Origin of the sequence: Nocardia jiangxiensis NBRC 101359 (assembly GCF_000308615.1) — a bacterium.
Classification (GTDB): Bacteria; Actinomycetota; Actinomycetes; order Mycobacteriales; family Mycobacteriaceae; genus Nocardia; species Nocardia jiangxiensis.
Genome location: NZ_BAGB01000068.1, coordinates 183144 through 209778 on the forward strand (window position 1 = coordinate 183144; position 26635 = coordinate 209778).

The following is a 26635-nucleotide window of genomic DNA, read 5'->3' on the forward strand; positions in this document are numbered from 1 at the left end:
GGCAAGGACTCCCGATGACATACGACACCGTTCGCACCGATGTCGCCGACGGCGTCGCGGTGCTCACCCTCGATCGCCCCGACGTGCGCAACGCCATCGATCGGCAGGTGCAGGCCGATGTGCGGGCCGCGCTCGCGACGTTCCGCGACGATCCCGAGGTCGGCGCGGTGGTGTTCACCGGCGCCGGCGACCGGGCGTTCGCCGCCGGAGCCGACATCACCCAGCTGGCCGTCCAGCTGGCCAAACTCGTCATCCGCACCGGCATGGACGCCGATCAACGCACCGGACTGGTCGTCGAGCGGCTGGCCCAGGCGCTGCTCTACACCACCGACGACAAACGTGAAGGCGCACAGGCATTTCTGGCCAAGCGTCCCGCCGCGTTCACCGGGAGCTGACCATGATCTCCCGCATACTCGTCGTCGGCGCGGGCGCGATGGGCGCGCAGATCGCCCTGACCGCGGCCCTGGCCGGATACGAGGCCGTACTCACCGATATCGACGACGGCCGACTCATCCAGGCTCGCTCCGAGCTGACCGATCTGTTGGCCACGCGCGTCCGCAGGGAACGCCTCACCGAAACAGCCGCACAGTCCGCACTGGACCGGCTCACCTGCACCTCCGAGACGGATCGGTGGGCGCCCAGCGTGGACTACGTCATCGAGGCCGCGGTGGAGAAGCTCGACGTCAAACGAAAGCTGTTCGCACACCTCGATGGCCTGCTCCCCGAACACGCCATCCTGGCCAGCAATTCCTCCGGCTTCGTCCCCTCCCGGCTCGCCGACGCGACCGGCCGACCGGACCGGGTCTGCAACCTGCACTTCTTCAATCCGGCGCTGATCATGCGCGGCGTCGAAATCGTGCGCGGGCCACAGACTTCCGATCACACCGTGCAGACGTCGGTGCAGCTCGCCGAGCGACTCGGCAAGACCCCGGTGGTACTCGACCGGGAGATTCCGGGCTTCCTCGCGAACCGGATTCTCAATGCCGTGCGGGACGAGGCGATCGCCCTGCTCGAAGCCGATATCGCGACCGTCGAGGCGATCGACAGCATCTGCCGCACGGCGCTGGGCTATCCGATGGGCCCGTTCGAACTGATGGATCTGACCGGTGTGGACATCGGATATCTCACCAAGACAGCGCGTTTCGAGGAGTCGGGCGATCCGCGCGACGCACCCAGCCGCAGCGTCGCCCTGCTCGTCGAGCGCGGCGAACTGGGCCGCAAGACCGGCCGCGGCTGGTACGACCACGCCGCCGACGGCACCGCATCCGCCCGCCCCCGCCCCCAGGAGTGACCATGGATCTGACCCTCACCGAAGCTCAGCTCGAATTCCGCGCTTACGCAAGGAAATTCCTGGACAGCGAAGTGGTCACGCAGCGAGCCGCCTGGGATCGCGCCGAAAGTGTGGACATCTCGATCGTCCCGAAACTGGGGGAGATGGGTTTCTTCGGCCTGACCATTCCCGAGCAATACGGCGGGCTCGGTGGTGACTACCTCACCTACTGCATCGGCATGGAGGAACTCGGGCGCGCGGATTCGGCGGTGCGCGGCATCGTCTCGGTGTCGATGGGGCTGGTGGGCAAGGTGATCCTGTCGCACGGCACCGAGGAGCAGCGGGGGCACTGGCTGCCGCGGATCGCGGACGGCTCGATGCTGGCCTGCTTCGGACTCACCGAGCCCGACACCGGTTCGGACGCAGGGAATTTGAGGACCCGCGCCACCCGCGAGGGCGACGAGTACGTGCTCAACGGCCAGAAGATGTTCATCACCAACGCAACCTGGGCCGATCTCTGCCTGGTCTTCGCCAGGACCGGCGGTCCCGGCCCGAAAGGCGTCTCGGCGTTCCTCGTACCCACCGACACCCCCGGATTCGAAACCCGGGAAATCAAAGGAAAATTGGGACTGCGCGGCCAGGCGACCGGCGAAATCTTCCTGACCGACGTGCGCGTCCCGGTCTCGGCCCGGCTCGGCGACGAGGGACAGGGCTTCAGCATCGCCATGCATTCCCTGGACAAGGGCCGCGTCTCGGTCGGCGCGGGCTGCGTCGGCATCATCTCCGGATGTCTGGACACGGTGGTGGACTACGCCACGCAGCGACAGCAGTTCGGCCGCCCGCTGGCCTCGTTCCAGCTGATCCAGGACATGATCGCCGACATCTCGGTGGAACTCGACGCCGCGCGGCTGTTGGTATGGCGCGCAGCCGATCTCATCGAACGCGGCGAGCCGTTCGGCACGGCCGCGTCCAAGGCCAAGTACTTCGCCAGCGAGGCCGCGGTGCGCGCGGCGAACAGTGCGATCCAGATCTTCGGCGGCTACGGCTACATCGACGAGTACCCGGTGCAGAAGTATCTGCGCGATGCCCGGGTGATGACCCTCTACGAGGGCACCAGCCAGATCCAGAAGCTGCTCATCGGGCGCGCCGAGACCGGCGTCAGCGCATTCCTGTGAGCGACCAGACCACCCGTGTGAAAGGATTCCCCATGCCCACTCCACAGACCCCGCTCGGCCTGTTCGGCATCGAAGAACTGATCGGCGAGGAGGATCGGGCGATCCGCGACACCGTGCGCGCGTTCACCGCCGATCGGCTGCGCCCGCACCTCGCGCAGTGGTACGAGTCCGCGACCATCCCCGCTCGCGAATTGGCCGGGGAATTGGGCAAACTCGGCGTCCTGGGGATGCATCTGGATGGTTACGGATGCGCCGGAACCAGTGCCCTGGCCTACGGGCTGGCCTGCCTGGAACTCGAGGCCGCCGACTCCGGGCTGCGCAGCCTGGTCTCGGTGCAGGGCTCGCTGACGATGTTCGCCATCCACCGATGGGGTTCGCCGGAGCAGAAGCAAGAGTGGCTGCCGCGCATGGCCGCCGGGGAGGCGATCGGCTGTTTCGGGCTGACCGAACCGGATTTCGGCTCCAACCCGGGCGAGATGCGCACCCACGCGCGCCGCGACGGGGACGACTGGGTGCTCGACGGTACGAAGATGTGGATCACCAACGGATCGGTCGCCGATGTCGCGGTGGTGTGGGCGCAGACCGAGGACAAGATCCGCGGATTCGTAGTGCCCACGGACACACCGGGTTTCAGCGCGCCGGAGATCAGGAACAAACTGTCCCTGCGAGCTTCGGTGACCAGTGAGCTGATCCTGGACGGAGTCCGGCTACCGGCCTCGGCGATGCTGCCCGAGGCGCGCGGCCTGTCCGGGCCGCTGTCATGCCTGAACGAGGCACGCTTCGGGATCGTGTTCGGCGCGATCGGCGCGGCACGGGATTGCCTGGAGACGGCCATCGCCTACACCCGCGACCGCGACATCTTCGGAAAACCGCTCGCCGCCTACCAGGCCACCCAGCTGAAACTGGCCGATATGACCGTCGAACTGGGCAAGGGCATGCTGTTGGCCCTGCACCTGGGCAACCGGAAGGATGCGGGCACGCTACGCCCCGAACAGGTCAGCCTCGGCAAACTCAACAACGTTCGCGAGGCCCTGGCGATCGCACGCGAATGCCGAACCCTGCTGGGGGCCAACGGAATCAGCCTGGAATATCCGATCCTGCGACATGCGGCCAATCTGGAGTCGGTGCTGACCTACGAGGGCACCTCCGAGATTCACCAGCTGGTGATCGGACAAGCGGTGACCGGCCATGCGGCCTTCCGCTGAGCGCGGATTCAGTCCTTGGGGAAGCCCGTGGTGAACAGACCGCCGATCGCGACGGCACAGATGACGGCGACAACAGGGATGATCCACATACCAGCAGACTACAAGCCGTAGTAGTTACCGAGGCATAATTGTGCGCAGCATCACCGCAGGCAGAGCGGGGTAATGGTAGTGGGCGGACGATCGAGCTCAGTCGTCCGCCCGTGCGGCAACGCCTCGAATCACCAGTGCGAACACCAGCAACACCAGCACCGGCGCGGCCAGCGGCACCCATTCCAGCCGCGCGGGCACCTCGGTCGCCAGGACCGCGACGGCCGCGAAACCCACCGCGCCCGCCACCGACGGCAGCGTCGTCGGAACCACCCCGACCGGCGCGGACACCGTGGCGGTATTGAGCAGATAGGTGGTGGCCACCAGTCCCGTCGCGGCCGCGGCGAGCGCACCGGAATCGGCCCAGGCCAGCGCCCCGAGCGCGACCAGCGCCGCACCCACCGCGCAGGTCCGCAGCCACCACCCCGCCATCACCAGCACCGCGGCCGGAATCGCGAACCAGGGCATGACGATTCCCACCGCCGTGATCAGCAGCAGACCGGACAGCACCGCGAGGAATCTGGTCATCGCCGCACCCGCACCAGTCGTCGGCGGTCCGGGATCAACCGCATCACCTGATCCAGCCGGGTGCCCTCGGCCCAGGACACGATGTCCACCCCGACCGTGCCCATGTCCCGGTACATCGCCATCCGCTCCAACTGCCACATGCGCGCCATCGTCGGATCCAGTTCCTCGCGAAACGGCGTGCCGCGCAACACATCCACGACCACCACGACATGTCCGCGCTTGCGCAGATCGATCAGGGCCAGGGCGAATTCGGTGTCCAGCATCGTGGAGAACGCCACCACGATCGCGCCGAGCGGCACCGCGGCGTGCGGGACCAGCGAACCGGAGGTGGATACGTGCTCGTCGCCCACGTCGAGCACGGTGTCGACGATGCGGTAGAACTGCCGTCGCCCGATATCGGCCCGCAGCCAGCGCGGCGACTGCCCCAGGCAGACCACGGCGGTGCGATCGCCCGCCTGCAGCGCGGTCTGCGCCACCTGCGCGGCCCCGCGCACCGACAACTCCAGTGAATCCGCCGCGGGCCCCGGTGCCTGCATCGAATTGTCCAGCAGTACAACGACATCCGCGGCACGGTTGGTCAGCCGCTCGGTGACGTGCAGTCGGCCGCGCCGCGCGCTCACCGACCAGTTCACCGTGCGCAGCGGATCGCCGGGCGTATACGCGCGGATGTCGGCGTACTCGACCCCGGGCCCCTGACGGCGAGTCAGGTGGGTGCCGATCCGTTCGGGATATTCGGTGCGTGGCAGGCGCATCGGTTGCGGATCGGCGATCGGGTACACGTACACCTGCCCGGCGGGCAGGCTCACCGCCGCGGTGGCCAGCCCCGCCGGACTCAGCGCCGTCACGCGGATCCGCATCGGATAGCGGCCCCAGCGTGTGGCCGACAACGCCATCCGCAGTCCGGCCGGCGCGGTCCCCGAATCGACCGACTTCTCCACGCGCAGTTCCATACCGTCGAGCGGTTCGGGCTTGCAGCGCAGCAGCGCATGCCCGTCCTCGACGAAGGCCGCCGCGGACAGCACCACCTCCTCACCTTCGAAGCAGCGCAGCACGCCCCCGCCGTCCACCTGGATCTTGGTGCGCGCCAACTGAATCGGTGCGGTGGCAAGCACGCCCAGCATGGGCGCGGCGAACACCACCAGCTGCCAGCGGCCCAGGACCACCGCCGCCGCGAGCGCGATTCCGCCCGCCACGGCGAGCATGTAGACCAGGGCGGCGGGCCGCCAGCGTAGTTCGACCTCGGTCGCCGAGCTCGAATCCCGGTGTCTCATGTCCCCATGGCCCGCGGAACCCGCAGGCGCCGAAGCAATTCGGAGATGACGTCCTCGCCGCGGATGCGCCGCACCCACATCTCCGGGCGCAACGTGATCCGATGCGCCATCGCCGGAACGGCCAGGGCCTTCACATCTTCCGGAATGACGTAGTCGCGGCCCTGCAACAGCGCGCGGGCGCGGGCCATCTGCACCAGATCCAGTTCCGCGCGCGGGCTGGCGCCGACCTCGACCTGCGGATGGCTGCGGGTCGCCGCGGCCAGCGAGACCACGTAACCGACGACGTCCGGGTGCACGGTGACGAATTCGACCGCATGCCGCATCTCCAGCAGCCCGGCGGCATCGACGACCTGCCCGACCTGCGCGGGCACCGAACCTCGTTCGAGGCGGCGGCGGATCATCTGCGTCTCGTCCTCCTCGGACAGATAACCCAGACGCAGTTGCAGGGCGAAGCGATCCAACTGGGCCTCGGGCAGCGGATAGGTGCCCTCGTACTCGATCGGGTTGTCGGTGGCCAGCACGACGAAAGGCTGTGGCAGCGGGAAGGTTTCGCCGTCGATGCTGACCTGGCCCTCGGCCATCGCCTCGAGCAGCGCGGCCTGGGTCTTGGGTGGCGTGCGGTTGATCTCGTCGGCCAGGAGCATGTTGGCGAAGACCGGGCCCTTGCGGAAGTTGAACCGCCCCGAATTCATGTCGTAGATGGTCGAACCGATCAGGTCCGCCGGTAGCAGGTCGGGGGTGAACTGCACGCGGGTGAAGTTCAAACCCAGTGCCGCGGCGAAGGATCGGGCAATCAACGTCTTGCCCAGCCCGGGTAGATCCTCGATCAGGACATGACCGCCGGACAGCACCGCGATCATGATCAGCTGCAATTCGTCCTGCTTGCCGACCACGACCCGCGACACCTCGCGCAACACCGCGTCGGTGCGTTTGACGGTCGCGTCCAACGGTTTCGTCATGACTGAACTCGCACGTGTTTCCAACCCTTTTTCACATTTCCTGAAGCCGACGCAGGATCTCGTCCAGCGCGGCGCGTCCCGGTGCTCGCGAATTGTCATCGCGCAGTTGGGAATCGGCCGGATCCACCCAGCGCCACAATTCCGGCCCGAATTGCAACCGGCCGGCGGCCTCGGTGGCCCGCCGGTCCTTGGCGATGCGATGTCCGCTCGACAATTCGAACTCCTTGGCCAGCAACGGCCGCAGATGCCGATCCCAGTCCGCGCGGCTACCGTCGGCTCGGTCGACGAGCATCTCCGCGCGGGCCCGCCAGCGGAACAACATCTCCGCCGGCCCGTTCTCGATATCACTGTCCGCCGGGTCGGCCGGACCGTCGGACTTCGTCCGCTCGGCCAGCGACCGCACCAGCATGACCACAGCGCACAACACCAGTACCCCCGTCAGTACCGGTAGCAGTGCACGTTGATTGTCGTAGCCGACCGCCTCGATCAGCAGGATCAACGCGATCGCCCCGCCCACGACCGCCCCGCGTCCCCATTCGGACATCCCGGTCATGAGCCCACCTCGCCGACATCGTTCACGACTCGGCCCTCTGCAGATCGCCCAGCACGATGCGCAGCAGCTGTTCTGCTCTCATACGTTGCCACTCCAGCATCGAATGCGGGCTGAATCGCGCCTCCTCGAAGAGAATGACCAGTTCACGTGCCGAAGCGTCGCGCAGGACGCCGCGGTCGAAGGCGCGGGCCAGCACCTCCGAGGGGGTGTCGGAGATCAGCGGAGCCACCTCCCGGGCACGCGCGAGACCGCTTTCCATGGCGGCATAGCAGGCGATGATGGCCGCCCGCGCATCCTTGCCGGAGGCGATCATCGCGGCCAGGCCCATTTCGGCGACCTGCGCGAGCGACACCGCCTGCTCGGCCGGTGCGGGCTCGGGCTCGGCCGCCGGTGCGTGCACGCGGCGACGAGTACCGACCCCGACCACGATCAATCCCACGATCGCCGCCAGGATCAGCGCACCCGCCGAGACCCCGATGACGGTCATGGCGTCTGGACTCAGCGGCGATTGGACGTCCGGCCCCGGCGACGGCGGTGCGGTGGTGGACGGCGGCGCCGGAGACGGTTGCGCGCCCGGACTCTGCGACGACGACGCCGGATGCACCACGCTGAGCTGATAGATCGCCCAGCTCAGCGCACCGAACACCGCGACCACCGCCAGCGTGACCACCAGGAACAACCCCAGTTGGCGCTTGCGCACCGGCCGCCGCACCCGATCCGGATGCGCGTCGGGCAGCGCCAGCGGCAGCCGATGCTGACTGGTGATCACACCCGCCAGCAGAATCACCACCGACACCAGCGACAGCACCGGCATCAACGCCACGGCGATCACCGACGGCGGCGACCCGATATGCGGCCCGGCGCCACCCGGCAGATATCCGTGCAACGCGATGACGACGAGCGCCAGCAGTGCGATCAACCCGATCGCACGCGGAATCGCCGTACCCACCCCGACCACGGGCTGTTCTCCAATACTTCAGCACTGCCACAAGCAGGCACATCGTTACATGCCGAATGGTCCGGGAGAGGTGAAATCGCCAGAGCAACCGCATTTCGACTGCGTATAGCCACCGCGGTTGGGGCGGGATCGGAAAAGTTTGTGAAATAGCACAATGGCCGGTGTCGGATATTCGACATATTCCGGTCTCATCGCATCTCGCGCACCCGAGCGGCCTCGCGGGTGAGGTGGGCACGCTCGGCCACACTCGTGGCCGCATCGGCGGCCTCGACATACAACTCGGCGGCCCGCTCGAGGTCACCGGCGCGTTCGAGGAGATAGGCGCGAACCGCGGCGTATCGAGGCAGGCCGGGATCCACCTTCTGCAACTCCGCCAACCCGGCCTGCGGTCCGTCGGCCTCACCGACCGCGACCGCGCGATTGAGCCGCACCACCGGGCTGCCGGTGAGCTGCAGCAGTTCGTCGTACCACTCGACGATCTGCACCCAGTCCGTCTCGGCCGTGCTCGGAGCGTCCGCGTGCAGCGCGGCGATCGCGGCCTGCGCCTGATATTCGCCCAGCCGATCGCGCGCCAGCGCCGCCTGCAGAATCATCACTCCCTCCGTGATAAGCCTTGTGTCCCAACGGGATCGATCCTGTTCGGCGAGTGGGATCAGCCGCCCGCCCGGACCGGTGCGCGACGCACGGCGGGCATGGTGCAGCAGCATCAGGGCGAGCAGTCCCGCGACCTCGGGCTCATCGGTCGCAGCGGCGAGCTGGCGGGTCAGGCGGATCGCCTCGGCCGCGAGGTCGAGATCCCCGCTGTAGCCCTCGTTGAATACCAGGTAGAGCACCCGCAACACCGTGGCCGGATCGCCCGGCCGATCCAGCGGCACCCCCGCGAGACGTCGCTTGGCCCGGCTGATCCGTTGCGCCATGGTCGATTCGGGCACCAGATACGCCGTCGCGATCTGCCGCGTCGTCAGACCGCCGACGGCGCGCAACGTCAGCGCGACCGCGGAACTCGGCGACAGCGACGGGTGCGCGCACAGGAAATACAGCCACAGCGACTCGTCCACACCCGCCACCGACCCGCTCGGCGGCTCGACCTCCACCGCGAGTTCCCTTCCCCGCCTGGATGTTTCGGCCCGAGCAGCATCGAGGAACTTGCGCCACGCGACCGCGACGAGCCAGCCCTTCGCATCGCGCGGCGGATCGTCCGCCCAGCTCTCCAACGCCCGAATCAGCGCCTCCTGCACGGCATCCTCGGCCGACGCGAAATCCGCTCCGCGCCGGACGAGGACACCGATCACCGCAGGCACGAGTTCCCGCAGCAGCGACTCGTTCACTCGGTCATCGTGCACGTCGCGGACAGGAACGGCCGCAGCTCCAGCCATTCCCGGATCGGCTGCCCACCCGCACCCGGCGCCTCGGACAACTCGGCGGCCAGCTCGAGCGCACGCTCATAGGTCTCGACGTCGATGATCATCCATCCGGCGATCAGATCCTTGGTCTCCGCGAACGGACCGTCGGTGAGCGGCGCGCGCCCCTCACCATCCGAACGCACGAACGTCCCCTGCGGCGAGAGCGCCTGGTGGTCGACGTACTCGCCGGTGCCCACCAACTTCACCGCGAAGTCCTCCATGTACTGCACGTGCGCGGTGATCTCCGCGGGTGTCCACTGGTCCATCGGCACGTTGTTGACCGACGCGGGCGCACCTCGATAGTGCTTGAGGATCAGGTACTTCATCATCAACTCCTCGTGGTCGTGGGGGTGTCGGTCATCACGCGTGCTGACATTCGGCCCGCTGCGCGATCAGTTCCTCGACCGCACTGGGCAGGGTGTTCTCGAAGTCGATCAGCTTCACCCAGGTCGGGGTGACGACGATCCGGACCATCCCGTCGTACAGCGACCGAACCTCGGCCTCCCACTCGACACGTTGCTCGGGCGTCATCTCATAACTCCCGTTCATCTGCAGATACTCCTCCGGAATGCCGTCGACGACGTCCAGTTCGGCCCGCCCGCGAATCAGCAGGATCTTCGGCGGATGCACCTCGGTGTCGATGGTCAGCGCGACCTGTGGATTGTGCCGCAGCGAGGGCAGTTTCGGCGCGTTCTTCGCGGTGCACAACACGATCTGCGACCCGTTCCAGGTGAACGCGATCGGAATGTTGCGCGGCGTGCCGTCCTTGGCGACGTACGCCAGGCGGAGCAGATCGCGGGCCAGCAACTCCCGGCTGATCGGTCGATCGAGAATGTCGGTGATCTCGTGCTGTTCCATCGCTGTCGCTCCTGTCGTCAGGCCCTCGAGCGAACCGTTCTCGGCTGCTCGTACCCCTGGGACGGAGCCGCTCGCCCGTTCTCGACATCCCGCGACAAATTTTTTCCGGCGATGTTCCAAGGGCACGCAGAGCTGGCACAGGTGAGTTCCCCGGGAAGAGCAAGGTGACCGATGCGGCCGCCGGGCACGCCGACAGCATGCAGTTCGCCGCCGAGCTGCTGCTCCCCGCCGACAACGATTGGTCGACATAGCGACCGGCGATCACAGCTGTCATGGTCGGCGGTCCGGGGCTGCGCTCGACGGACTCTTTCTCACTGGCAACCGCTGTGGTGCGACGGTAACGTTTCGGCGGTCGTGTCGAGGAACATCGGGGGAACACTGTGCAGGCGGCGGTTGTCGCTTGTGGATTCGTGTTCGCTCGGCGGTTCTCAGCGGCCGACGGGGTGTGGCGGTGGCACGCGAGGGTGCCGGGCCGCGGGAATCTCACACCCCTGGTGGACGAGAAACCGTAAGGACATCACGAATGCAACCGCAACCCCCGCCGGGACCGTCGAACAACCCGTCGGGACAGTCCGGAAACCCGCAGGACGGGACCGGTAATCCCCAGTCACAGCCCGGATATCCGCAAGGGCAGTTCGGATATCCGCAGCAGGGACAGCCCATGCCGGGGCAGGCGGGTTATCCCCAGCAGGGGCAGCCCGCTGGTTATCCACAGGCGGGTCAGCCAGTTCCGGGGCAGACGGGATATCCCCAAGCCGACCCGACCGCGCAGATGCCGCAGGGCTGGGGACAGCAGCCCGGTTACCCACAGCAGGCCGACCCGAGCGGGTACCCGCAGCAGGGACAGTCCGCAGCAGATCCGACCGCTCACCTGCAGCAGACACCGGGTCAGGCGAGTTATCCCCAACCGGGACAGCAGGGCTTCGGCCAGGGGCAGCCGAGTTATCCACAGGGACAGTCGGCCCCCGGACAGCCGGGCTACGACCCGAGCGCTTATCCACAGGGCCCGATGCTGACTCCGGGCGGGCAGCCGTCCTGGGGCAGCAATGCGGCCTCCGGACTCGGCGCGGGCGCGGCAGGTGTGGGCCGCCGACTCAGATCCGGACTCGGCTCCCTGGTCGGACTGGTGGTCGTGGTCGGCCTGGTCTACCTCGCCAGCTGGGGCTGCCACCAGATCAACAAGCCCGACGCGGAGAAGGCCCAGGTCGGCCAGTGCGTCAAGGTCGCGGGCACCACCAACGACCCCAAGGTCGACATCACCGACTGCAGCAGCATGGACGCCAACTACAAGGTGGCCGAACGCCAGGACAAGAGCAGCTCCACCTGCCCCGAGGGCAACTACGCCAGCGTCTGGCAAACCGGCTCCGGCGGCTACAACCTCTGCCTCCAACTGAACGTCAAAGACGGCGACTGCCTCAACAAGCAGTTCGACAACACCACAAAGGTCGCCTGCGACAGCTCCGAGGCCAACTACAAGGTCACCAACGTCCTGAACAACACCACCAGCGACAGCGGCTGCAACAACTCCGCCACCAAATACCTCACCTACTCCAAGCCCGAGGAAATGGTCGTCTGCCTCAGCACGGTGCGCTGACCGATCGGCCCCGGTTGCCCTGTGAGCGCACAGGGTCTGCCGGGGCCGACTGCGTCACCGATAATTTCGACGCAGGTGTCGTGGGCTGCATCCGTTCACGACGGCAGCTGACATTTCGGCCGCCGCCGGTCGTGCTGCGACAACAGTCACGCTCGAACCGGTCGTCGTTGTCCCTTCCCGAGGTCATGGCCCCGATGAATGCGCCGAACTCGAGTCGCCGATTCCGTCAGCTCGACGCCGGTAGTCGTCGCGATCCTCGCCCAGGCCCTGCGCGGTCTCGGAAGCTTCGGCCAGGTGTGCGTCGGCAACGTCTCGCCGACCGGCTCGAGCCGCAGCCAAGCCCGACTTCGAATGCAGGCTGCCCCACATCGATAGCGTCTTCGGATCGCCCTTACCGATCTCACTTTCGATTCGGCTGCGGCTTGCTTCCAGGAACCGCTCGGCCGTGTTCCAGTCGGCTGCGGAGATCATCTCCCCAGCGCGCTGGTAATCGCCTGCCAGAACGGCCAATTCGTCGCCGGACTGGCCGCGGCCCACTCGTAGCGGGTCCACTGCCAGCGACGCGAGGTCAATGTAGCCGAGCTTGTAGACCAACTGCCCTGTGGCCGAATACGCCTCCGCCAGAAGACCGAAGATCCGTTCTTGATCGGGCCCTGTGGTCGAGTGCCAGGCGATACGCAAATCGTGCAGCAGCCCTGGCATGAACTCGCCCAGTTCGCTGAGCTGGACACCATGACGGAACCTCGATGCTTTCGCCACATCTTGGGCCAGGTCCAAGTGGGGGCGCATCGGGATGTCTTCCGGAGGGATCCGGTAGGTCGCCAACTCGCGCCGGATCGCCGGGATTCCCGCGTGGATCAGCTCCCAATGCCGGGAAGTCTGGTCCCGCAGGTGGACCGAGTCATCGAACAGTGCCATTACCGGCGGCCGCCCCGGCATCGGGAGAGTCCATCAAACCCACACAGCCAATGAAGGTTCCGATGCTGACGACATCGCTACTGATCGGTCTTACCGTTGCACTGACGGCTCTGGCCATAGCCGGGTACTCGCTTCCCGCAGCTGATTCTCCTCCCGCGAGATCCATTGTGCCCAAGTCTATTAGATCAACGGATGCGACTTCGCGGATTGGTCGCTGGCCTAATGAAGCGCCCAAGATGCCATTCACCGAGACGCAAACTCACCAGGTGATGCGAACGCACCGGAATTGCCGTCATAGTTACTGTGCGCGCAAAGACGCCGCATGGATGGTTCTGATCGATGCTGGACACATCAGGCCCAGGACACATTCGGATCGAATCTGGTTCTCTCTCAGCGGAATACCGAGCATCCGCCGAGCAAGCACGGGATGTGGCCGACCGGTTGATACAGGCAGTTCCGGAGCTGGTTGTCACTATCGACGCCGAAGTCCGACCAGAGCTGCCGCTGTTGCCATGTCCGCGGCTGTGGCGGCGGCCTGACCACCGGCCGGATAGCGGGACAACTGCGGACTCACTCGGGCGACTCGACTGACCGCCGCCGAACCCCATGGAACACAGAGTATTCGTCCACGCAGATGGCACACTCGCGGAAATCATGTGCCAGGTGCACGGGTTGGAGCTGACGCTCGAACGCGCCCGGGAACTCAGAGACATCCACAGCTCCCACCCGCCCGATGAGTGCATCGTGCATCTGGAAGCGGCGTTCCCTGCTGCTGACGGAAACTGGATCATGATCTCGTCGATTCAACCTCGTCGCCGACACGGCGAAACCCGGAACGAGCCCGTCCACCTCGGCTTCCATTCCCCCTGAGCAATCCGGCGTCCGGACACGTAGCCGGGTTCGAGTGACAGGGGTTCGCTGCCATGGATGAGCAGTGCACTCCGTGGCAGCGTTCCTACCGTCGGTGGAGGACACCCCCGCCGCTGGGCCGTTTCGGTTCAACCTGTCGAAATCGGGGATCGGGGTTTCGGCGGGGTGAAGGGGCCGCGGGTCGGGCCCGTGCCGCGGCGTTCCAGCTCGTGCGTTCGACGGATCCGCACCTCATGACACCCGACTCCCCTCCCCCACCAAGCTGGTATCCCGACCCTCAACATGTCGCCAACTGGCGATGGCGGGACGGAGAAACCCGGTCGAACCACGCCGAGAGTCCTACTCGTAGTGGTGGCGGCACGACAGGACGCGGATTACCTCATCCTCGACCTGGTACACCAAGCGATGTTCCTGGGTTATCCGCCGCGACCACCAGCCGGCCAGATTGTGTATCAGCGGCTCCGGCTTCCCGATGCCATCGGCTTGGCCGTGGGCGGCAATGTCATCGAAGAGGCGGTTGATCTTGCGCGCCGCCGCCCTATCGTTCGCGACCGTCCAGGTGTAGTCGTTCCACGCCTCGCTCGAGAACTGGAGCTTCACGCCACTCCCGACGAATCGTCGTGGTCTGGTACGTCCAGACGTTCACCGGGGACGAATCCACCGGCCGCGAATTCTTCCAGCCCGCGTTGCAGATGTCTGGCATTGGCGGAAGTTCCGAGTAGATGTGCGGTCTCTTTCAGCGCCTCGTATTCGCGCAGCGAAACGACAACCGCCGGTTCATGACCCGCGCGGGTGACGACAACCTCATCGAGGTCGTCGGTAGCGGACTCGAGCACTTTCGCCAGGGTCGCACGAGCCTCGGTGTAGGAGATCTGCCTCATACGAATTACTGTACAGGTTTTCTGTACAGAAGTGGGCGGGCTTGTCGCACCACCTGCTCGGCCGTGTGCGCGTCGATATCGATCGGCTGACCGAATTCGACTCGATCCATGAGTCGCAACAGCTTTCGTCGCTGAGTCGAGGTCGGCATACGGCCCAGGAGGCCGCGAGCGCCGCGGACACCCGGACCTGCCCTCCGGTGATGTCAGGCGTCCTCGGCAGACCTTCGCCGCTGCCGAATTCCGTTAGTGCGGAATTGATTTCGTCGATATCGAATGGTGTGGGGCGGAAGTGCTCGAGGACACCGTCCCCGTACCACTCACGAAATGTACGCAGCGCCTCGACATGATCGGGATGGCCGGCATCGGATGCCACGACGACGAGTTCGAACCCGCCGATCCCACCGCAGTCCTCGGGCGGATCCGGTCGCCGCCCATCCGTGCGGAGCGCCTGCGGAGCCTCGGCAGTGCGCGGCCTCAGCGTTGGCGTCCCACGCCCCTGGCCCGGCGGTCGGTACGTCGCTGACATCTCCGAATTCGGCATCATCGGTCACACCGCGAGGGCAGGGGTCACCAGAGCTGCTCTGGAATCAGAACTGTCCAAACCTGCCCCGGCGCGAAGGAGATGGCTGTACCGGTGGCGGTTGTATAGGTTGTGCCTGCCTGTGGGGAGGGCCGGGACCACACGGCCGGGAACGATTGACCGTCGCGAAGTACGAGTGCCCGACCGCTACCAGTCGTCCGGGCCACGGGTGAGACGTTGCCCGCGATGTCGCGGACCGTCGAATCGCGCACCTGCACACTCTGCAGCAAGACCGTACTTGCCGTGAGCTGTCCGGTATCGGCAGTGGTGTAGGCGGCACCGTCCATGGACACCAGCCACCGGTGGTTGCTGGGTGACCAGTCGAAACCGATCGCCGCGCCCTGATACCGCGCTTCCTCATGTTGCGTGGGCCGGCCACCGGCAGGCATAGGACCGAAGTGCAGTTGCGAAGCCGCCGGCCAGCCACCGCCTACGGGCAACTGATCAGAGCGGACGAACAGGTTGTGTGGCGCGGCGCGACTGTAGTCGCGGTAGTACGCCGCGGATTGTCGATCGGCCGAGGCATTCTGGAGCGAGGCGGAATCGACGGATGCGACCAGCTCAGGTGCGGCACCAGAGGATGCGAACGTCGGGTTGCCGAACTGGTCCAACAGCGTCAGATCCGTTTCCCGCGCGCTTCGGATAGGTCCGATCACCGGGGGTTTGTGGGTCGAGAACACGGCGGCCAACCGGCTCGAACCTCCCTCGACCGGCTCGACGTAGACCACATCGGCGGCTCCGAGCCCCACCGGTGGCCGTGCCTGCGGACTGTTGTCTATCTTCGCGACCAGCACGGGCGCCCCTGCCCGGGAAGATGTGGCCGGGTCGGACGGAGCGCGCTCGGGTCGGACGTCGCTGATGTACAAGATTACAGCGCACATCCCTAGTGCCGTCAGGAACGCGGCAATCCACATCCGCCGTCGCTGTTGCATAGGGCAACCTTCTGACTAAATTTTACGCCGCACTCGACCACGGCAGGAGTGGTCGAGCCGGTTGCTGGTTCAGGCTCATGCCCCCGGCGAGCGCCCGCGGAACCGCCCCGACGACGCCCTTCGCGTGGGCACGGGCCTTCCGCACGGGCGGTGACGTGCTCGCCGGATGTAATCTCACGATCATGGTGGACACCCCCTTCGGTCGAGTCATCACGGCGATGGTTACCCCCATGCACGCCGACGGCTCGATCGACTACGACGGCCTGCAGAACCTCGCCGTATATCTCGCCGACCACGGCCATGACGGACTGCTGGTCAACGGGACCACGGGTGAGTCCGCCACCACCACCGACGAGGAGGACTACGCCTGCGTGCGGGCGGTGGTCGAGGCCGTGGGCGACCGCGTCGAGGTGATGGCCGGCTGCGGCACCAACGACACCGAGCATTCCACTCGTGCGGCACGCGAGATGGTCGCCTGCGGGGCCGACGCTCTGCTCGTCGTCACGCCGTATTACAACAAGCCGCCACAGGACTGCATCCTCGAACACTTCCGTCTGGTCGCCGAGGCCGGCGGCGGTGTGCCCGTCATGCTGTACGACATCCCGGGCCGGACCGGGACGGCGTTGAGCACCGATACCATTCGCCGCGCGGCCGACATTCCCGCCGTGCGCGCCGTCAAGGATGCCAAGGGTGATTTCTTCGAGGCCAGCCGGCTCATGTCGCAGACCGACCTGCTCTGGTATTCCGGCGACGACATCGTCAACCTGCCACACCTCGCTCAAGGCGCGACCGGCGTCGTGTCGGTGGTCGGTCACGTCGCGGGCGATCGCTACGCGGAGATGATCGGCGCCGTCGACCGCGGCGACCTGTCTCGGGCACGCGAGATCCACCGGCGTCTCATCCCCGCCGTCGATGCGATCATGCACGTCTCGCAGGGCGCCATACAGGCCAAAGCCGCGATGAAAATGCTCGGCGTCATCTCCTCCGATGCGCTGCGTATGCCATACCGGCAGGGCCCGCCGGAGCATCAGCAACGCCTGCGTGCCGGACTCGAGGAATCCGGTCTGTTGAAAACAGGCACGTGAACATCACCGTGCAGCAGCCCCGATTGCCCTGCTGCACAGGGACCACGACCCGGCATTGACACCCAGGGAGTGACCACACTCGGACTCGTCATCGCGACCGGCCTGCCGCTGACCGTGCTGATCCTGGCGGTAGCACTGCCGGAACGACAGAACCAGGCCTCTGCCCAGCGGGAAGTCGAGATGACCAGGGCTCGATCGGGGATGTGGGCCTGTAACACCCTGCCAAAACGCGCTGATGTAGTCGGCGTGGCCGTCTTCGAGCGATAATCGACTATCGCGGGCGGCGGGTGATGCGGGAGGCATCCATGGGGTTCTATCTGCGAAAGAGTGTCAGCGCTGGGCCTTTTCGCTTCAATCTGTCGAAATCGGGGCTCGGGGTTTCGGCGGGAGTGAAGGGGTTGCGGGTCGGCACCGGTCCGCGTGGGACATACATCCATATGGGTGCCGGGGGTCTCTACTACAGAACCAGCCTTTCCGGGCCGCGTCGCACAGCAACCACCCACCGCCGGCCCGCGCCCATCGTGACGCCTTCGACACAGGTGGTTCAGGAGTTGCCTGCCGTCACCGTGCTCGACCTCGAGTTCGGCACCGCGACGGATCTGGTCCAAGATCTCAACGCCGCGTCTCATCGCTTTCCGCTGTCACCGGTCGCGTGGATGAAAGGCCAACTGCGCGTGCCGGTTATCTACGACGTCAATGATGTCGCGGCTCGCGCGTTCGAGAATCTGGTTCGCGCGTTCGACGGCATCCGCGGGACGCACGGACGATGGCTGATCGACGCGCAGGTGGCGTTGGCTTCGGATTATGCGCGCAAGGTCAACGCGGGGGCCGGGACATTGGTGGCCCGACAGCCGGTGGCACCGGTCGCCGGCGGTCCGAAATGGTTGGCCACCAACATCACCGTGCCCGGTCTTCGGACAACAGGATTCAGCCTCTACTTCCTGCCCGACCAGATTCTCGTACAATCCGGCAAGCAGTTCGCGTCCTGGCGATACTGCGACGTGGTCGCCAGGGTCGCGACGAGCCGGTTCATCGAGGCACAGGTCGTACCGCCGGACGCTGTTCAGGTCGATCACACCTGGAAGTACGCGAACAAGAAGGGCGGACCGGATCGCCGGTTCAAGAACAACCCGATGCTTCCGGTGATGCAGTACGCCGAACTCGAGATCACCGGTCCAGGGCTCACGCTACTGTGGCAGTTCTCGAATATCGCTGCGGCACAGGCATTCACGCAGCAGCTGGCCGCAATGCCGACGCTCACTCCCGAGGCCGCCTCGAGCAGCGACAATCCGGCAGATGCGCATGCCGGATCCGCCATGACGCCGACCACCGGAACTCCCGGATCGCGTCCCGCCCCAGGTTGGTATCCCGACCCCAGTCACGTCGCCAATTGGCGATGGTGGAATGGAGAGGCATGGTCCGAGCACGCCGGTTGATCCGGGTGTTTCGGTAGCGGCGGGCTGCTGGTCTCCCGGCACCCGCCGTAGCGGGGCACCCACATCCGGGGGCGATCGGAATCGCTGAACTCTTCTGACAACGTTCACGACCACACCGGCTCGGCCTGTGGAAGGTACCGGGCCAACGTACCGAAATACCGTTCGGTCGACCAGGACCGATGGTCGCCGATCACGTAGAGCCGCCGTTTCGCCCGGCTCACTGCGACATTGAGCAGATTGGGTTTGCTCGCCGCCCACCGCCGCGCGCCGGGACGGGCCGGATCGCCACCGAGGACCAGAATCACCACGTCGGCTTGCTTTCCCTGGGCGGTGTGGATTGTGCCCGCAGTCAGGCCGGGGTAATCCCGGGCACGCCGGGCGATTTCGCGGGCGGTGTCCCGAAACGGGCTGATGACCATGACTTCGGACATGGCGATGCCGAGACCTTCGAGAAACCGCAGAATCCGGTCCAGTTGCCGTCCCTCGTCGGGTATCCAGTGCCCGCGCGCGCTGGCGCCGACCACATCGATCCACTTGGATTCGGGAAGACTCGGGTAGGTCGCGTCGAAATGTTCCCGGGCAGCGGTGCCGGTGCCGTTGATCATCAGGCCGTCGTAGGCGATGGTGTTGACGATATCGAACATCGGAGAATCACAGCGCCGGTGCACGGTGAGCGGAACCCCCACCCAGGTCGGCACCTCATCGTCCGGCAGCGACGTCCCCAGTGGGGTGAGCCGGTCGGCGATACGCTGCACCGACGTGTGGCTGGAACTCCACTGCGGGTCGACCCCGAAGTCGGTGCGGAGAGCGTCCTCGGTACGGAACGGGAGCGTGGTCACCGGTTCCAACTGCAAGGGATCGCCGACGACGACGGCCCGTCGAGTCCGCCACAGCGCACCGACCGCGTTCTGCGGAGTCGCCTGTCCCGCTTCGTCGATGAGTAACCAGCCGAGAGCCTCCCGCTCCAGATGACCGAACAGCCGACCGTAAGAGGCGAAGGTGGTGGAAACGACCGGAACCACCAGGAACAAACTCTGCCAAGCCGCTTGCGCCGCCTGGACCGAAAGGTCGCGGGGCGCTCCACCACCGACTACGTCCATGGCGGCCTGCAGATTCTGGCGCATCCGGGTGGGCATTTGCTGCAGGAACGATCGGTGCAGTGCCAGGGCCGCCAGCAACAGTTCGCTGCGTACCGTATTCCACTCCGGGTCGGTCCAGGGTGCGGCCGATTCTCGGCGGTCCCGTTCGGTCCACCAGGTGTCGTCCGGGAAGTAGGTCTTCAGTCCGGCGCCGTCGGTAAGCGAGGCGTTCAGGGCCACCAGTTCTTCTCGTTCCTCCTGGAAGCGTCGTTCGACGCGGCTCAATGCTTGTGCGGCTGCGGTGACTTCGCGCTCGGCACGTTCGAGGGTCCGGTTTGCGATGATCAGCGGCTCGTAGGTCACGGACGGAAGCGGTATGCCGGCGCTCGAGGCGCGAGTTGCCGCAGTCAACTCGTGCTGGGCGGTGGAAACCGCCGACCGGGCTATGGCGAGATCACACTGCACCGCTTCCCATTCGACCTGTGCCTGCGCTATTGCCTGGGATGCCTGTTGCACCTGATCGGCCAGCGCTGAGTCGCGCTGCTTCCACTCACGACCGGCCGCACCGAAGGACCACAACAGCTTCCACCAACGAGGTCGCTGCGCACGGTGCTCTTCCCAGGTTTCGACCCGCCGATCGAGTTCCGCTACCCACCGAGTCACGGATTCCTCCGCACGGACACGGCGGCCGTCGACGATCCGTTCGACCTCTGCCCGGCAGTCATGGACCGCCTGTTCCGCCACCGCACGGCGCTGCCGGGCGGCTTGCTCGTCAGCAGCCTGTTGAACGCGGGCAAGCCGTTCGGCTTCCCGGACACATTCACTGGCGGTATGCAACGCCGAATCACGTTCTCCGCGTGTGGTCTCCGCGCTCGCCACGGCTGCAGCGAGGTCCGCCGTGGTCGTCTCGAGCTGCTGCTTCACCTCCCTGCGTCGCACCACCTGCGTATAGACGGCGCATCGCGACCGACGGATGGTTTCGACCCGTGTTTCGGCGGCCCGGAAGGCTTCCACCGCCTCCTCCCAGGTCTGCTCCGGAATCTCCGCCTCGTAGGACTTGAGGATCGACAGCAGTCCCGCCCAATCCTGTTGGTCCTCAGCAGAATCCGGGGTGTGATACCAGAACGCATTGACGAAACGTCCGCGATTGGTCTTGTTCCCGAGCCGCGCCGCCAGCAGTGCCCAGCCCTCGATCCTGGCAACCGGTATCGCCTGCGACGAGCGTTCGGCCGGATCCGGTGCCAACAGGGCGGTAGCTACCTCGGGAAAATAGTTCGCCGCAGCGGCCGCGTCCCGCCAGTCATCGCCGATCGCATCGGATGCGGGGATCTCATCGGTCACATTCTGTACTGCACCGTTGTTCGAGGACGCCACTACAATCTCGAACCCGGTCAGCTCCGGCCGCAGCAGACTGACAACACGGGTGCGGTCGCCGGTTTTCCAGCGCATCTGATCGCCGGTGAACGCCGCACCCGGTTCCGGCAGTGCCGCCAGCCGCGCGGCACGCTCCACCACGAGTGCGCTGATCACGTCACGCAACATCGTGGTCTTTCCGGTTCCGGGCGGACCGTTGACTCCCACGATGCCGGTATCGGTCATCCCCAACGCTGTATTCACGGCCAGTTGCTGAGACAGGGCGAGGGCATGACCGGGATCGCTCGGCCACCGGCCCGCCGCTACCGCGGCCGGGGAGGTCAGCTCCAGCACAGTGTCGATCCGTTCCCGCACATCTATCCGGTCGCCGGTCGATATCCGATCCTCGGGGCACAGATAGTCACGCAGAGCCGCGCCGATATTCCCCCGGGTGACGTGACCGCTCACCCGGACCAGATCGTCCATAATGAAACTGTTCAGGAAGTCGAGCCCGTTCACCTCGTTCGCCGTGCGCCGGGCGACGATCTGGCTGCGGACCCGAATGCCGGCCACCGGCAGCACTCCGCTGATCCCGGCCGCCTGGATCGCTGCGGTGAGACATTCGTCGAGAACGGTTCGGTCGAATACCCGCAAGGTCGGCTGTGCCGAATCATCACCGGGCACGCCGGTGCGCTCCGCGATGATCACCTTCTGCCAGAGCCGGGTGAACTCCAGGGATGCGTCCTGGAAATCTGCGATCCATTTCGGCCCGGGCGCATCGTCACCAGCGTGGCCGGTCGCCCAGGCGCAGCTGGACAGCACATTCGAATCCGTTACAGCGCAACCATTTTCGTCGATCAGGAAGGCGGCGACGGCACTTTCGCCGCCCGGCCGCTCATCATAGCTGTCGGGATCGGGATCGAAGCGCCGCGACAACACCTCGAAGACTTCGTCGAGACGGTAGATCCCCACATACACGATATGGCGCCACGCCTGGTTGGGGTGCAGGGTGACTCGGGCCAGCTCATGCGCCGGATCCCACGGCAGCAGTTCGTCGGCTTCGACCTGGAAAACCCGCTGCTGTCGATCGGGACGGTCCACCCGCTGCGGACTGAACATCTCCACGGCCTGCCAGAACTCGACGATCGTGCCACGCCGTTCGTCTTCCCCACCCACCACCCGACTCCACTCCGTCGACGATGTCGCCCAGTGGCCACCGATAGTAGTCGCGGTCGCCCAGATCGCCGAAACAATCAATCGCGCTGGACCCCCGCAGGGTTCAGTCCCGTCGGCACAGCAAGTCGGCCATGGAAGAGCCCCCTCCGTTTCGGTTGAGCACCGATTCTCGGTCAGCATAGACACTGTTCAGTGAAAACCACTGTTCGCCAAGCACTTCGGTTATTCGAGTCTCGGGAGATGCTTCGTTCACGGAGCATCGAGATAGTCACCGGCGAATCCAATGACGGCGAGCCCGGATCACGGAAGACGCCCTCGAAACCCTGACTAGAACCCCGGGCCAGTCAGGGTGATGTTGCTCCCCTGACTCGAGATGCGGTTGACTCTACTGGAGGATCAACTCGTAGACAGCACGGTCCTTCCCTGGACCCTTGTAATTTGCGGTCACGGACACACCATTGACAACCCGGTCACCGGGCACATTCCTGAACCCCAATGACGTCCAAGTGGCATGTGCCGCAGCATTTTCGGGTTCCGATGTGAGGTACATGCGTCGGCAGCCGAATTCTTTGCCCCGGCCACGAACATGGTCGAGCAGTGCGGTGGTGACGCCGCGGCGCCTAAAATCGGGGTGCGCGATGACATCTTGGATGTATATGTCCTCGGGGTCTTCTTGACTCCGGAACGCGATGACTGCTCCGGCGAGCTCACCACTGAGCTGGGCGACTGGGCACGTGGATGCGAATAAGTGAGCGTAGAGCCAGTAGTCGGAGGCGGTACGTGCTCGGACGAAGGGTTCGCCGAGTTGCATCAGTGGCAGGACTTGTTGTGCGAGTTCGATGTTGAGCGGGGTGATCTGCATTGGTCAGTACCTGGGTCCTTTCACCATCGTCATCATCTGGCGGGCGGCTTCTTCAGGGTCGACAGCCTCAGCGATGCTGCGGCCGACTATCAAAATGTCCCAGTCACCGCTGCCGATGATGGGGCGGTCCATGGTGCTGAATCCGCCGGAGACAGCGACTGGGAGTCTTGTCCAGCTCCTGACAGCACGGGCTTTCCCCAAGGGGAGCTGACCGCCGACGCCTTGGTCGATGTTCGTAGTGACGCAGAATCCGTCTACGCCAGCCCGTTCCATGTCTTGTATCCAGGACTGCGTCAGTTGAACGGTCGGCACGTCGAGCAAGATGGGTACGTCGAGTTGGCGGCCGGTTTCGGCTGCAGCGGCGACACTGGCAGCAGAGGCGGGTCCGATGAGGAACACGACATCGGCGCCGGCCTCGACGGCCAGTTCTACTTGGTCGCGTCCCCAGTCCGCGGACATCATTTCGGCGACGATCTTGGGGCCGTCGACCTCTCGGCGAAGTCGTTCGATGGCCGAGACGCCCGCTGCCTTGATCAGCGGGTCGCCGATTTCGATGTAGTCGACTCCGGCCCTGTCGGCTGCCTTGGCAACAACGACTGCGCGGTCCAGGTCATAGAGGTCGAGCGCGACCTGAATCATCCTCCCGCCACGCATACGCCGGTAGATTTCGCGCGGGTTGACCTCCGCGGATCCGGCTCGATTCGTTCCGAGGGCTTCTTGACGGGTCAGCCAGTTGTCCGACTGCGCGGCGAGCTTGGTGAACTCCCTGTGGAGGTCGTCGGGAAGCTCGATCCAACGGCTACGGCGTTCGCGCAGAAGCCGTCGCAATGCTCTGTCCCTGGTATCGGTGTCAACGACCGTCTCGAGGTCACCGAACAAGAGCGTGAGACGAGCAACAAGGTTGCGAATTCGTTGAGGGCCGCTGCTCCACGCATTGTCGGCTGCGATCACTGCCAATGCGTGCTCGACAGCGAGTTGGGTCCTGCCGTCGAGTAGCCCCTCCAGCAGCGAACCGCGCACATACCAACTCGGGTCCGTCAATGTGGTGTCGAAGTGCTGCCAGAGGTGGGTGCCGGAAATTCGTCCGGCAGCTCTGGCGATTGCTCCGCGAACTTTGTAATCCTCGTCTGTGACAAGGCGGTTGGCGATGTGGATGCCGAGCGAGTCGGTCCAGGTGTTGGCTTCGGCAAGACTGTGGGCAAGGCCCGCACGAACGCGCCAGTCGGAGTGGCCGAGCAGTCTTTCCAACAACGGGTTCTGGTGGTGACTGCCATCAGCGAACAGGTGGAAGTAACGCGCGAGGAAGGTGGCATGGGAGGGCTTTTCGACATCTGCCGCACCGAGAAACTGTTCGAGGGTGTCGCCATACAGGGCGGACTCGATATGGGCCACCGTGTCCGGCCAGATTCTCGCCCCGAATCGTTCCAGACCGTCGAGGATCCAGCTGGTGTACCGGTCACCGAGCGCAGCGGAGATGTTCGGGATGGCCAACAGAGAGCGGGCGACGTCGATCGCTTCATCGTTGGTGCAGCGGCGGGCACTGTTCACCAACACTTCGTTGTTGGCGAACTGTGTGCCAGTGCGGGCCAGTCGCAACATGATCGGCAAGGTAGTGGTCACAGCCACCTGTGGAGCAAGCGCGAAGCTCGAAGCCAGTTCCGGTGAGTGACTGTCGATGGCATAGACCACGAACTCGAAAAGACCGCGAGCCATCGCCGAAGTCGTGCTCTGAATAGCCAGCTCGTTCAACGCAGCGATAGTCGTGCTGTTGCGCCCCTTCTTGACCATCAGACGTGCGACTCGCGTAGCCAGTGCGTACTCACGGATCAGGTCATGAGCGAATGCGACGCCACGCGATGGGCTCAGCTCGATCAGCGGAGCGAACGCGACCGAATAGGGCTCCAGTGCGGCAGCGGCTTTGGCGCTCGTGGGCTGTGCCCGTGGCGTATCGAGAAGCTGTGTTGGTATGAGATGGAGAAGCTCGCCCTGAGCAAGATCGCAGAGCAGTTCGAGCGACTGGTCGATGTCCCCGCCGGCCGATCGCAGGATCGATCGGACACAGTGATCGAGCAGCCGGTAGGCGTTCGTCTCCTGGAGCCCGTCCGATGTGCCGGCAGTTTTCAGCAGCTCCATGAAAAGCGGCCGGCGGGCCAACTGTTGAATCGACTCCGGAAGTGCCATGAACGACGGCTCATCCGATTCTCGGGATGCTGTCCACACCTCGTTGGCGGTTCGTTCGTCCCAATTCGCGACGCAGAACGACGTGCCTATCGACCGAACGGACAGTTCGAAGATCGATGCGGCAAGCACTGGAAACGAGGCGAAGCTGACATCGGGCGGAGTACGGATCGCCAGGACGATCCGCAAATTGTTCACGGTGACCTGCCGCAGGATGCTGTCGACCTGTCGGCCGAGCCGATCGAGCTGGGTTTGGGTGCTCATGCCATCGATGACCACCACGCACGGCCTGAACAAGCCGACCGCAGCACGTTCCAGTGTCAGAAGCGGGTCGCCCGCGGGCGGAATGGAGGCGTACCGCAGGATCTCAGTGGCCAGATCGACCTTGGTGACATCCCATGAGTCGAGAGTGTGTAACTGAAAGTCCGCCTCAGAGTCGAAGACCGATGCCAGGTGGGTGACAAGGCGAGACTTCCCGCTGCCGGAAGATCCCTTGATGACGTATATCCGGGACTGGCTGGACAAGAACTCACGGTACTTGGTGACCGCTGAAGGTGAAGGCTGGTACTGCAACCGATGCTGTCGTCGGTTGACCGAATCGAGAATCGCGGAGCTGCGCTCTGCCGAATTGGTTCCCAAAGTGGCAGCGCCGCCAGTGATTACGATGTCAGCGACCGCATTGCGGTACGCCGGGTTCGGGACGAGGACGAGATCTTCGATAACTTCACTGACCCGCTGATGCGGACGTGGATAGCCCTGGGCCGGCAGCGTGCGACTGAGATACTGATACGCGTCACGAAGTGTAAGTTCGGGCGGGCCCTGCGGATCGCCTTCGGTCAGGAAGCGGATGACCTCGCCGGAGAACGCGGTGTGAGTAGCTCCTTCAGGCGCAAGCGCCAATTCGTCCCTCGCCGCAGAGGTTAGGACGCACCCGCCGTAAACCTGTGTCAGGTCGGCGATAGCCGTGTCGGAGTCGTTCAGAACACCGATCGCCCGGCCCGAGTAGCAACAATCGAGAATGACCACTACCGAACTCGCACGACTGTCGAGCACACTGTCTCGCACCGCCGAGAAGGCCAGCGAGGTGTGCGCCAGGCGTGTAGGCCGACGGTCGGAGGACGCGGTTGCCAGATAGAGGTCGCCGCCTGGACTGACCATGCCGTGCCCCACGTAATACACCAGCAGTACATCGGTCGCCTTCTCGGCTTCGTCGGCGAGAACAAGGCCCAGTTCGGTGGGACTGGCCGGGTCGAGAACAACCTTCACGTTGTCCGCTTCCACTCCACAGCGCGTGACGAGCGCGGCGTTCAGATCATCCAGTGTCGCCCGCACAGCCGGCACCGTTGGGAGCCCGTTGTCGCCGGTCCCGGTCTGCGTCCCGATCAGTATCGCCCGTGTACCAGGGCCATTCAGGGTGGACATGT

At 65.4% G+C, this 26635-nt stretch carries 25 protein-coding genes and 1 pseudogene; 10 read left to right on the top strand and 16 right to left on the bottom strand.

Going from position 1 to position 26635, the window contains the following annotated elements; all coding sequences use genetic code 11:
- The first annotated feature begins 14 nt into the window (after positions 1–14).
- The 4 genes from ON40_RS30210 to ON40_RS30225 are packed head-to-tail and all read left to right on the top strand — an operon-like array spanning position 15 to position 3650.
- Positions 15–395, top strand: a complete 381-nt coding sequence (locus ON40_RS30210) for an enoyl-CoA hydratase/isomerase family protein (RefSeq protein ID WP_040828269.1) — start codon at positions 15–17, stop codon at positions 393–395.
- 2 nt (positions 396–397) lie between these two features.
- Positions 398–1291, top strand: a complete 894-nt coding sequence (locus tag ON40_RS30215; RefSeq protein ID WP_040828270.1) for a 3-hydroxyacyl-CoA dehydrogenase family protein — start codon at positions 398–400, stop codon at positions 1289–1291.
- Positions 1292–1293: 2 nt separating this feature from the next.
- Positions 1294–2445: an acyl-CoA dehydrogenase family protein gene (locus ON40_RS30220; protein ID WP_040828473.1), complete on the top strand. Its 1152-nt coding sequence runs from the start codon at positions 1294–1296 to the stop codon at positions 2443–2445.
- A 32-nt stretch (positions 2446–2477) separates the two neighbouring features.
- Positions 2478–3650, top strand: coding sequence for an acyl-CoA dehydrogenase family protein (locus ON40_RS30225; RefSeq protein ID WP_040828474.1), 1173 nt, complete (start codon positions 2478–2480; stop codon positions 3648–3650).
- Positions 3651–3836: 186 nt separating this feature from the next.
- Here the strand turns inward: ON40_RS30225 and ON40_RS30230 are convergent, their stop codons facing one another.
- The 8 genes from ON40_RS30230 to ON40_RS30265 form a co-directional block, all read right to left on the bottom strand.
- On the bottom strand, positions 3837–4265 hold the full coding sequence (locus ON40_RS30230) for a hypothetical protein (protein WP_040828271.1): 429 nt from the start codon (positions 4263–4265) through the stop codon (positions 3837–3839).
- Positions 4262–5536, bottom strand: a complete 1275-nt coding sequence (locus ON40_RS30235) for a DUF58 domain-containing protein (protein WP_040828272.1) — start codon at positions 5534–5536, stop codon at positions 4262–4264. The genes ON40_RS30230 and ON40_RS30235 overlap by 4 nt, the downstream gene beginning before the upstream one ends.
- Entirely contained in the window at positions 5533–6495 is a 963-nt protein-coding gene (locus ON40_RS30240; RefSeq protein ID WP_040828273.1) for an AAA family ATPase, read from the bottom strand. Before ON40_RS30240 ends, ON40_RS30235 begins: the two co-directional genes overlap by 4 nt.
- A gap of 31 nt (positions 6496–6526) precedes the next feature.
- Positions 6527–7048, bottom strand: coding sequence for a hypothetical protein (locus ON40_RS30245; RefSeq protein WP_245568056.1), 522 nt, complete (start codon positions 7046–7048; stop codon positions 6527–6529).
- A 22-nt stretch (positions 7049–7070) separates the two neighbouring features.
- Entirely contained in the window at positions 7071–8006 is a 936-nt protein-coding gene (locus ON40_RS30250; RefSeq protein ID WP_040828274.1) for a DUF4129 domain-containing protein, read from the bottom strand.
- Between the two features lie 188 nt (positions 8007–8194).
- The gene (locus tag ON40_RS30255; RefSeq protein ID WP_040828275.1) at positions 8195–9334 is read right to left on the bottom strand and encodes an RNA polymerase sigma factor; all 1140 of its coding nucleotides are present in this window, start codon (positions 9332–9334) and stop codon (positions 8195–8197) included.
- On the bottom strand, positions 9331–9738 hold the full coding sequence (locus tag ON40_RS30260; protein ID WP_040828276.1) for a YciI family protein: 408 nt from the start codon (positions 9736–9738) through the stop codon (positions 9331–9333). The genes ON40_RS30255 and ON40_RS30260 overlap by 4 nt, the downstream gene beginning before the upstream one ends.
- 31 nt (positions 9739–9769) lie before the next feature.
- Positions 9770–10267 (bottom strand): pyridoxamine 5'-phosphate oxidase family protein, encoded by a 498-nt coding sequence (locus ON40_RS30265; RefSeq protein ID WP_040828277.1) that lies wholly within the window; start codon positions 10265–10267, stop codon positions 9770–9772.
- Positions 10268–10790: 523 nt separating this feature from the next.
- Between ON40_RS30265 and ON40_RS52185 the strand changes: the two genes are divergently transcribed.
- Positions 10791–11861 (top strand): LppU/SCO3897 family protein, encoded by a 1071-nt coding sequence (locus ON40_RS52185; protein WP_157186468.1) that lies wholly within the window; start codon positions 10791–10793, stop codon positions 11859–11861.
- 183 nt (positions 11862–12044) lie between these two features.
- Here the strand turns inward: ON40_RS52185 and ON40_RS30275 are convergent, their stop codons facing one another.
- Entirely contained in the window at positions 12045–12686 is a 642-nt protein-coding gene (locus ON40_RS30275) for a hypothetical protein (protein ID WP_157186469.1), read from the bottom strand.
- 765 nt (positions 12687–13451) lie between these two features.
- Between ON40_RS30275 and ON40_RS53350 the strand changes: the two genes are divergently transcribed.
- A complete protein-coding gene (locus ON40_RS53350; RefSeq protein WP_169541918.1) occupies positions 13452–13649 on the top strand; it encodes a hypothetical protein in 198 nt (65 codons plus the stop codon).
- A 339-nt stretch (positions 13650–13988) separates the two neighbouring features.
- Here ON40_RS53350 and ON40_RS30285 read toward each other — a convergent pair whose 3' ends face one another.
- From ON40_RS30285 to ON40_RS30300, 4 genes are read right to left on the bottom strand one after another with little or no spacing between them, the layout of a single operon-like run.
- Complete coding sequence (locus tag ON40_RS30285) at positions 13989–14249, bottom strand: Txe/YoeB family addiction module toxin (RefSeq protein WP_040828280.1); 261 nt, start codon at positions 14247–14249, stop codon at positions 13989–13991.
- Positions 14246–14530 (bottom strand): type II toxin-antitoxin system Phd/YefM family antitoxin, encoded by a 285-nt coding sequence (locus tag ON40_RS30290; protein ID WP_040828282.1) that lies wholly within the window; start codon positions 14528–14530, stop codon positions 14246–14248. The genes ON40_RS30285 and ON40_RS30290 overlap by 4 nt, the downstream gene beginning before the upstream one ends.
- Positions 14454–15074: an IS1096 element passenger TnpR family protein gene (locus ON40_RS56195; protein ID WP_083896035.1), complete on the bottom strand. Its 621-nt coding sequence runs from the start codon at positions 15072–15074 to the stop codon at positions 14454–14456. Before ON40_RS56195 ends, ON40_RS30290 begins: the two co-directional genes overlap by 77 nt.
- A 23-nt stretch (positions 15075–15097) precedes the next feature.
- Positions 15098–16024 carry a DUF3048 domain-containing protein gene (locus tag ON40_RS30300; protein ID WP_157186471.1) on the bottom strand — a complete coding sequence of 309 codons (927 nt, stop codon included), beginning with the start codon at positions 16022–16024 and terminating at the stop codon, positions 15098–15100.
- Between the two features lie 200 nt (positions 16025–16224).
- Between ON40_RS30300 and dapA the strand changes: the two genes are divergently transcribed.
- The 4 genes and pseudogenes from dapA to ON40_RS30315 all read left to right on the top strand — a co-directional run bounded on the left by dapA (position 16225) and on the right by ON40_RS30315 (position 18563).
- Positions 16225–17127 (top strand): 4-hydroxy-tetrahydrodipicolinate synthase, encoded by a 903-nt coding sequence (gene dapA / locus ON40_RS30305; protein ID WP_040828478.1) that lies wholly within the window; start codon positions 16225–16227, stop codon positions 17125–17127.
- Between the two features lie 69 nt (positions 17128–17196).
- Positions 17197–17394, top strand: a complete 198-nt coding sequence (locus tag ON40_RS53355; RefSeq protein WP_040828287.1) for a hypothetical protein — start codon at positions 17197–17199, stop codon at positions 17392–17394.
- A gap of 38 nt (positions 17395–17432) precedes the next feature.
- Positions 17433–17579 (top strand): annotated as a pseudogene (locus ON40_RS56200) (DUF4236 domain-containing protein); the annotation flags it as partial.
- Between the two features lie 69 nt (positions 17580–17648).
- Positions 17649–18563, top strand: coding sequence for a DUF2510 domain-containing protein (locus ON40_RS30315; protein WP_245568058.1), 915 nt, complete (start codon positions 17649–17651; stop codon positions 18561–18563).
- 104 nt (positions 18564–18667) lie between these two features.
- Here ON40_RS30315 and ON40_RS30320 read toward each other — a convergent pair whose 3' ends face one another.
- The 3 genes from ON40_RS30320 to ON40_RS30330 form a co-directional block, all read right to left on the bottom strand.
- A complete protein-coding gene (locus ON40_RS30320) occupies positions 18668–22171 on the bottom strand; it encodes a DEAD/DEAH box helicase (protein WP_218008886.1) in 3504 nt (1167 codons plus the stop codon).
- 385 nt (positions 22172–22556) lie between these two features.
- A complete protein-coding gene (locus ON40_RS30325) occupies positions 22557–23033 on the bottom strand; it encodes a GNAT family N-acetyltransferase (RefSeq protein ID WP_040828291.1) in 477 nt (158 codons plus the stop codon).
- 3 nt (positions 23034–23036) lie between these two features.
- Positions 23037–26633, bottom strand: a complete 3597-nt coding sequence (locus tag ON40_RS30330; protein WP_051193744.1) for a caspase, EACC1-associated type — start codon at positions 26631–26633, stop codon at positions 23037–23039.
- Positions 26634–26635: the final 2 nt, after the last annotated feature.

Bases quoted from the DNA above. Each gene is read 5' to 3' on its own strand.
- ON40_RS30230 (WP_040828271.1), bottom strand. From the start codon at position 4,265: ATGACCAGATTCCTCGCGGTGCTGTCCGGTCTGCTGCTGATCACGGCG.
- ON40_RS30240 (WP_040828273.1), bottom strand. From the start codon at position 6,495: ATGACGAAACCGTTGGACGCGACCGTCAAACGCACCGACGCGGTGTTG.
- dapA (WP_040828478.1), top strand. From the start codon at position 16,225: ATGGTGGACACCCCCTTCGGTCGAGTCATCACGGCGATGGTTACCCCC.
- ON40_RS30330 (WP_051193744.1), bottom strand. From the start codon at position 26,633: ATGTCCACCCTGAATGGCCCTGGTACACGGGCGATACTGATCGGGACG.
- ON40_RS56195 (WP_083896035.1), bottom strand. From the start codon at position 15,074: ATGATGCCGAATTCGGAGATGTCAGCGACGTACCGACCGCCGGGCCAG.
- ON40_RS30265 (WP_040828277.1), bottom strand. From the start codon at position 10,267: ATGGAACAGCACGAGATCACCGACATTCTCGATCGACCGATCAGCCGG.
- ON40_RS30260 (WP_040828276.1), bottom strand. From the start codon at position 9,738: ATGATGAAGTACCTGATCCTCAAGCACTATCGAGGTGCGCCCGCGTCG.
- ON40_RS30225 (WP_040828474.1), top strand. From the start codon at position 2,478: ATGCCCACTCCACAGACCCCGCTCGGCCTGTTCGGCATCGAAGAACTG.
- ON40_RS52185 (WP_157186468.1), top strand. From the start codon at position 10,791: ATGCAACCGCAACCCCCGCCGGGACCGTCGAACAACCCGTCGGGACAG.
- ON40_RS30245 (WP_245568056.1), bottom strand. From the start codon at position 7,048: ATGACCGGGATGTCCGAATGGGGACGCGGGGCGGTCGTGGGCGGGGCG.
- ON40_RS30300 (WP_157186471.1), bottom strand. From the start codon at position 16,024: ATGTGGATTGCCGCGTTCCTGACGGCACTAGGGATGTGCGCTGTAATC.
- ON40_RS30290 (WP_040828282.1), bottom strand. From the start codon at position 14,530: ATGAGGCAGATCTCCTACACCGAGGCTCGTGCGACCCTGGCGAAAGTG.
- ON40_RS30215 (WP_040828270.1), top strand. From the start codon at position 398: ATGATCTCCCGCATACTCGTCGTCGGCGCGGGCGCGATGGGCGCGCAG.
- ON40_RS30325 (WP_040828291.1), bottom strand. From the start codon at position 23,033: ATGCAGATCACCCCGCTCAACATCGAACTCGCACAACAAGTCCTGCCA.
- ON40_RS30235 (WP_040828272.1), bottom strand. From the start codon at position 5,536: ATGAGACACCGGGATTCGAGCTCGGCGACCGAGGTCGAACTACGCTGG.
- ON40_RS30210 (WP_040828269.1), top strand. From the start codon at position 15: ATGACATACGACACCGTTCGCACCGATGTCGCCGACGGCGTCGCGGTG.
- ON40_RS30220 (WP_040828473.1), top strand. From the start codon at position 1,294: ATGGATCTGACCCTCACCGAAGCTCAGCTCGAATTCCGCGCTTACGCA.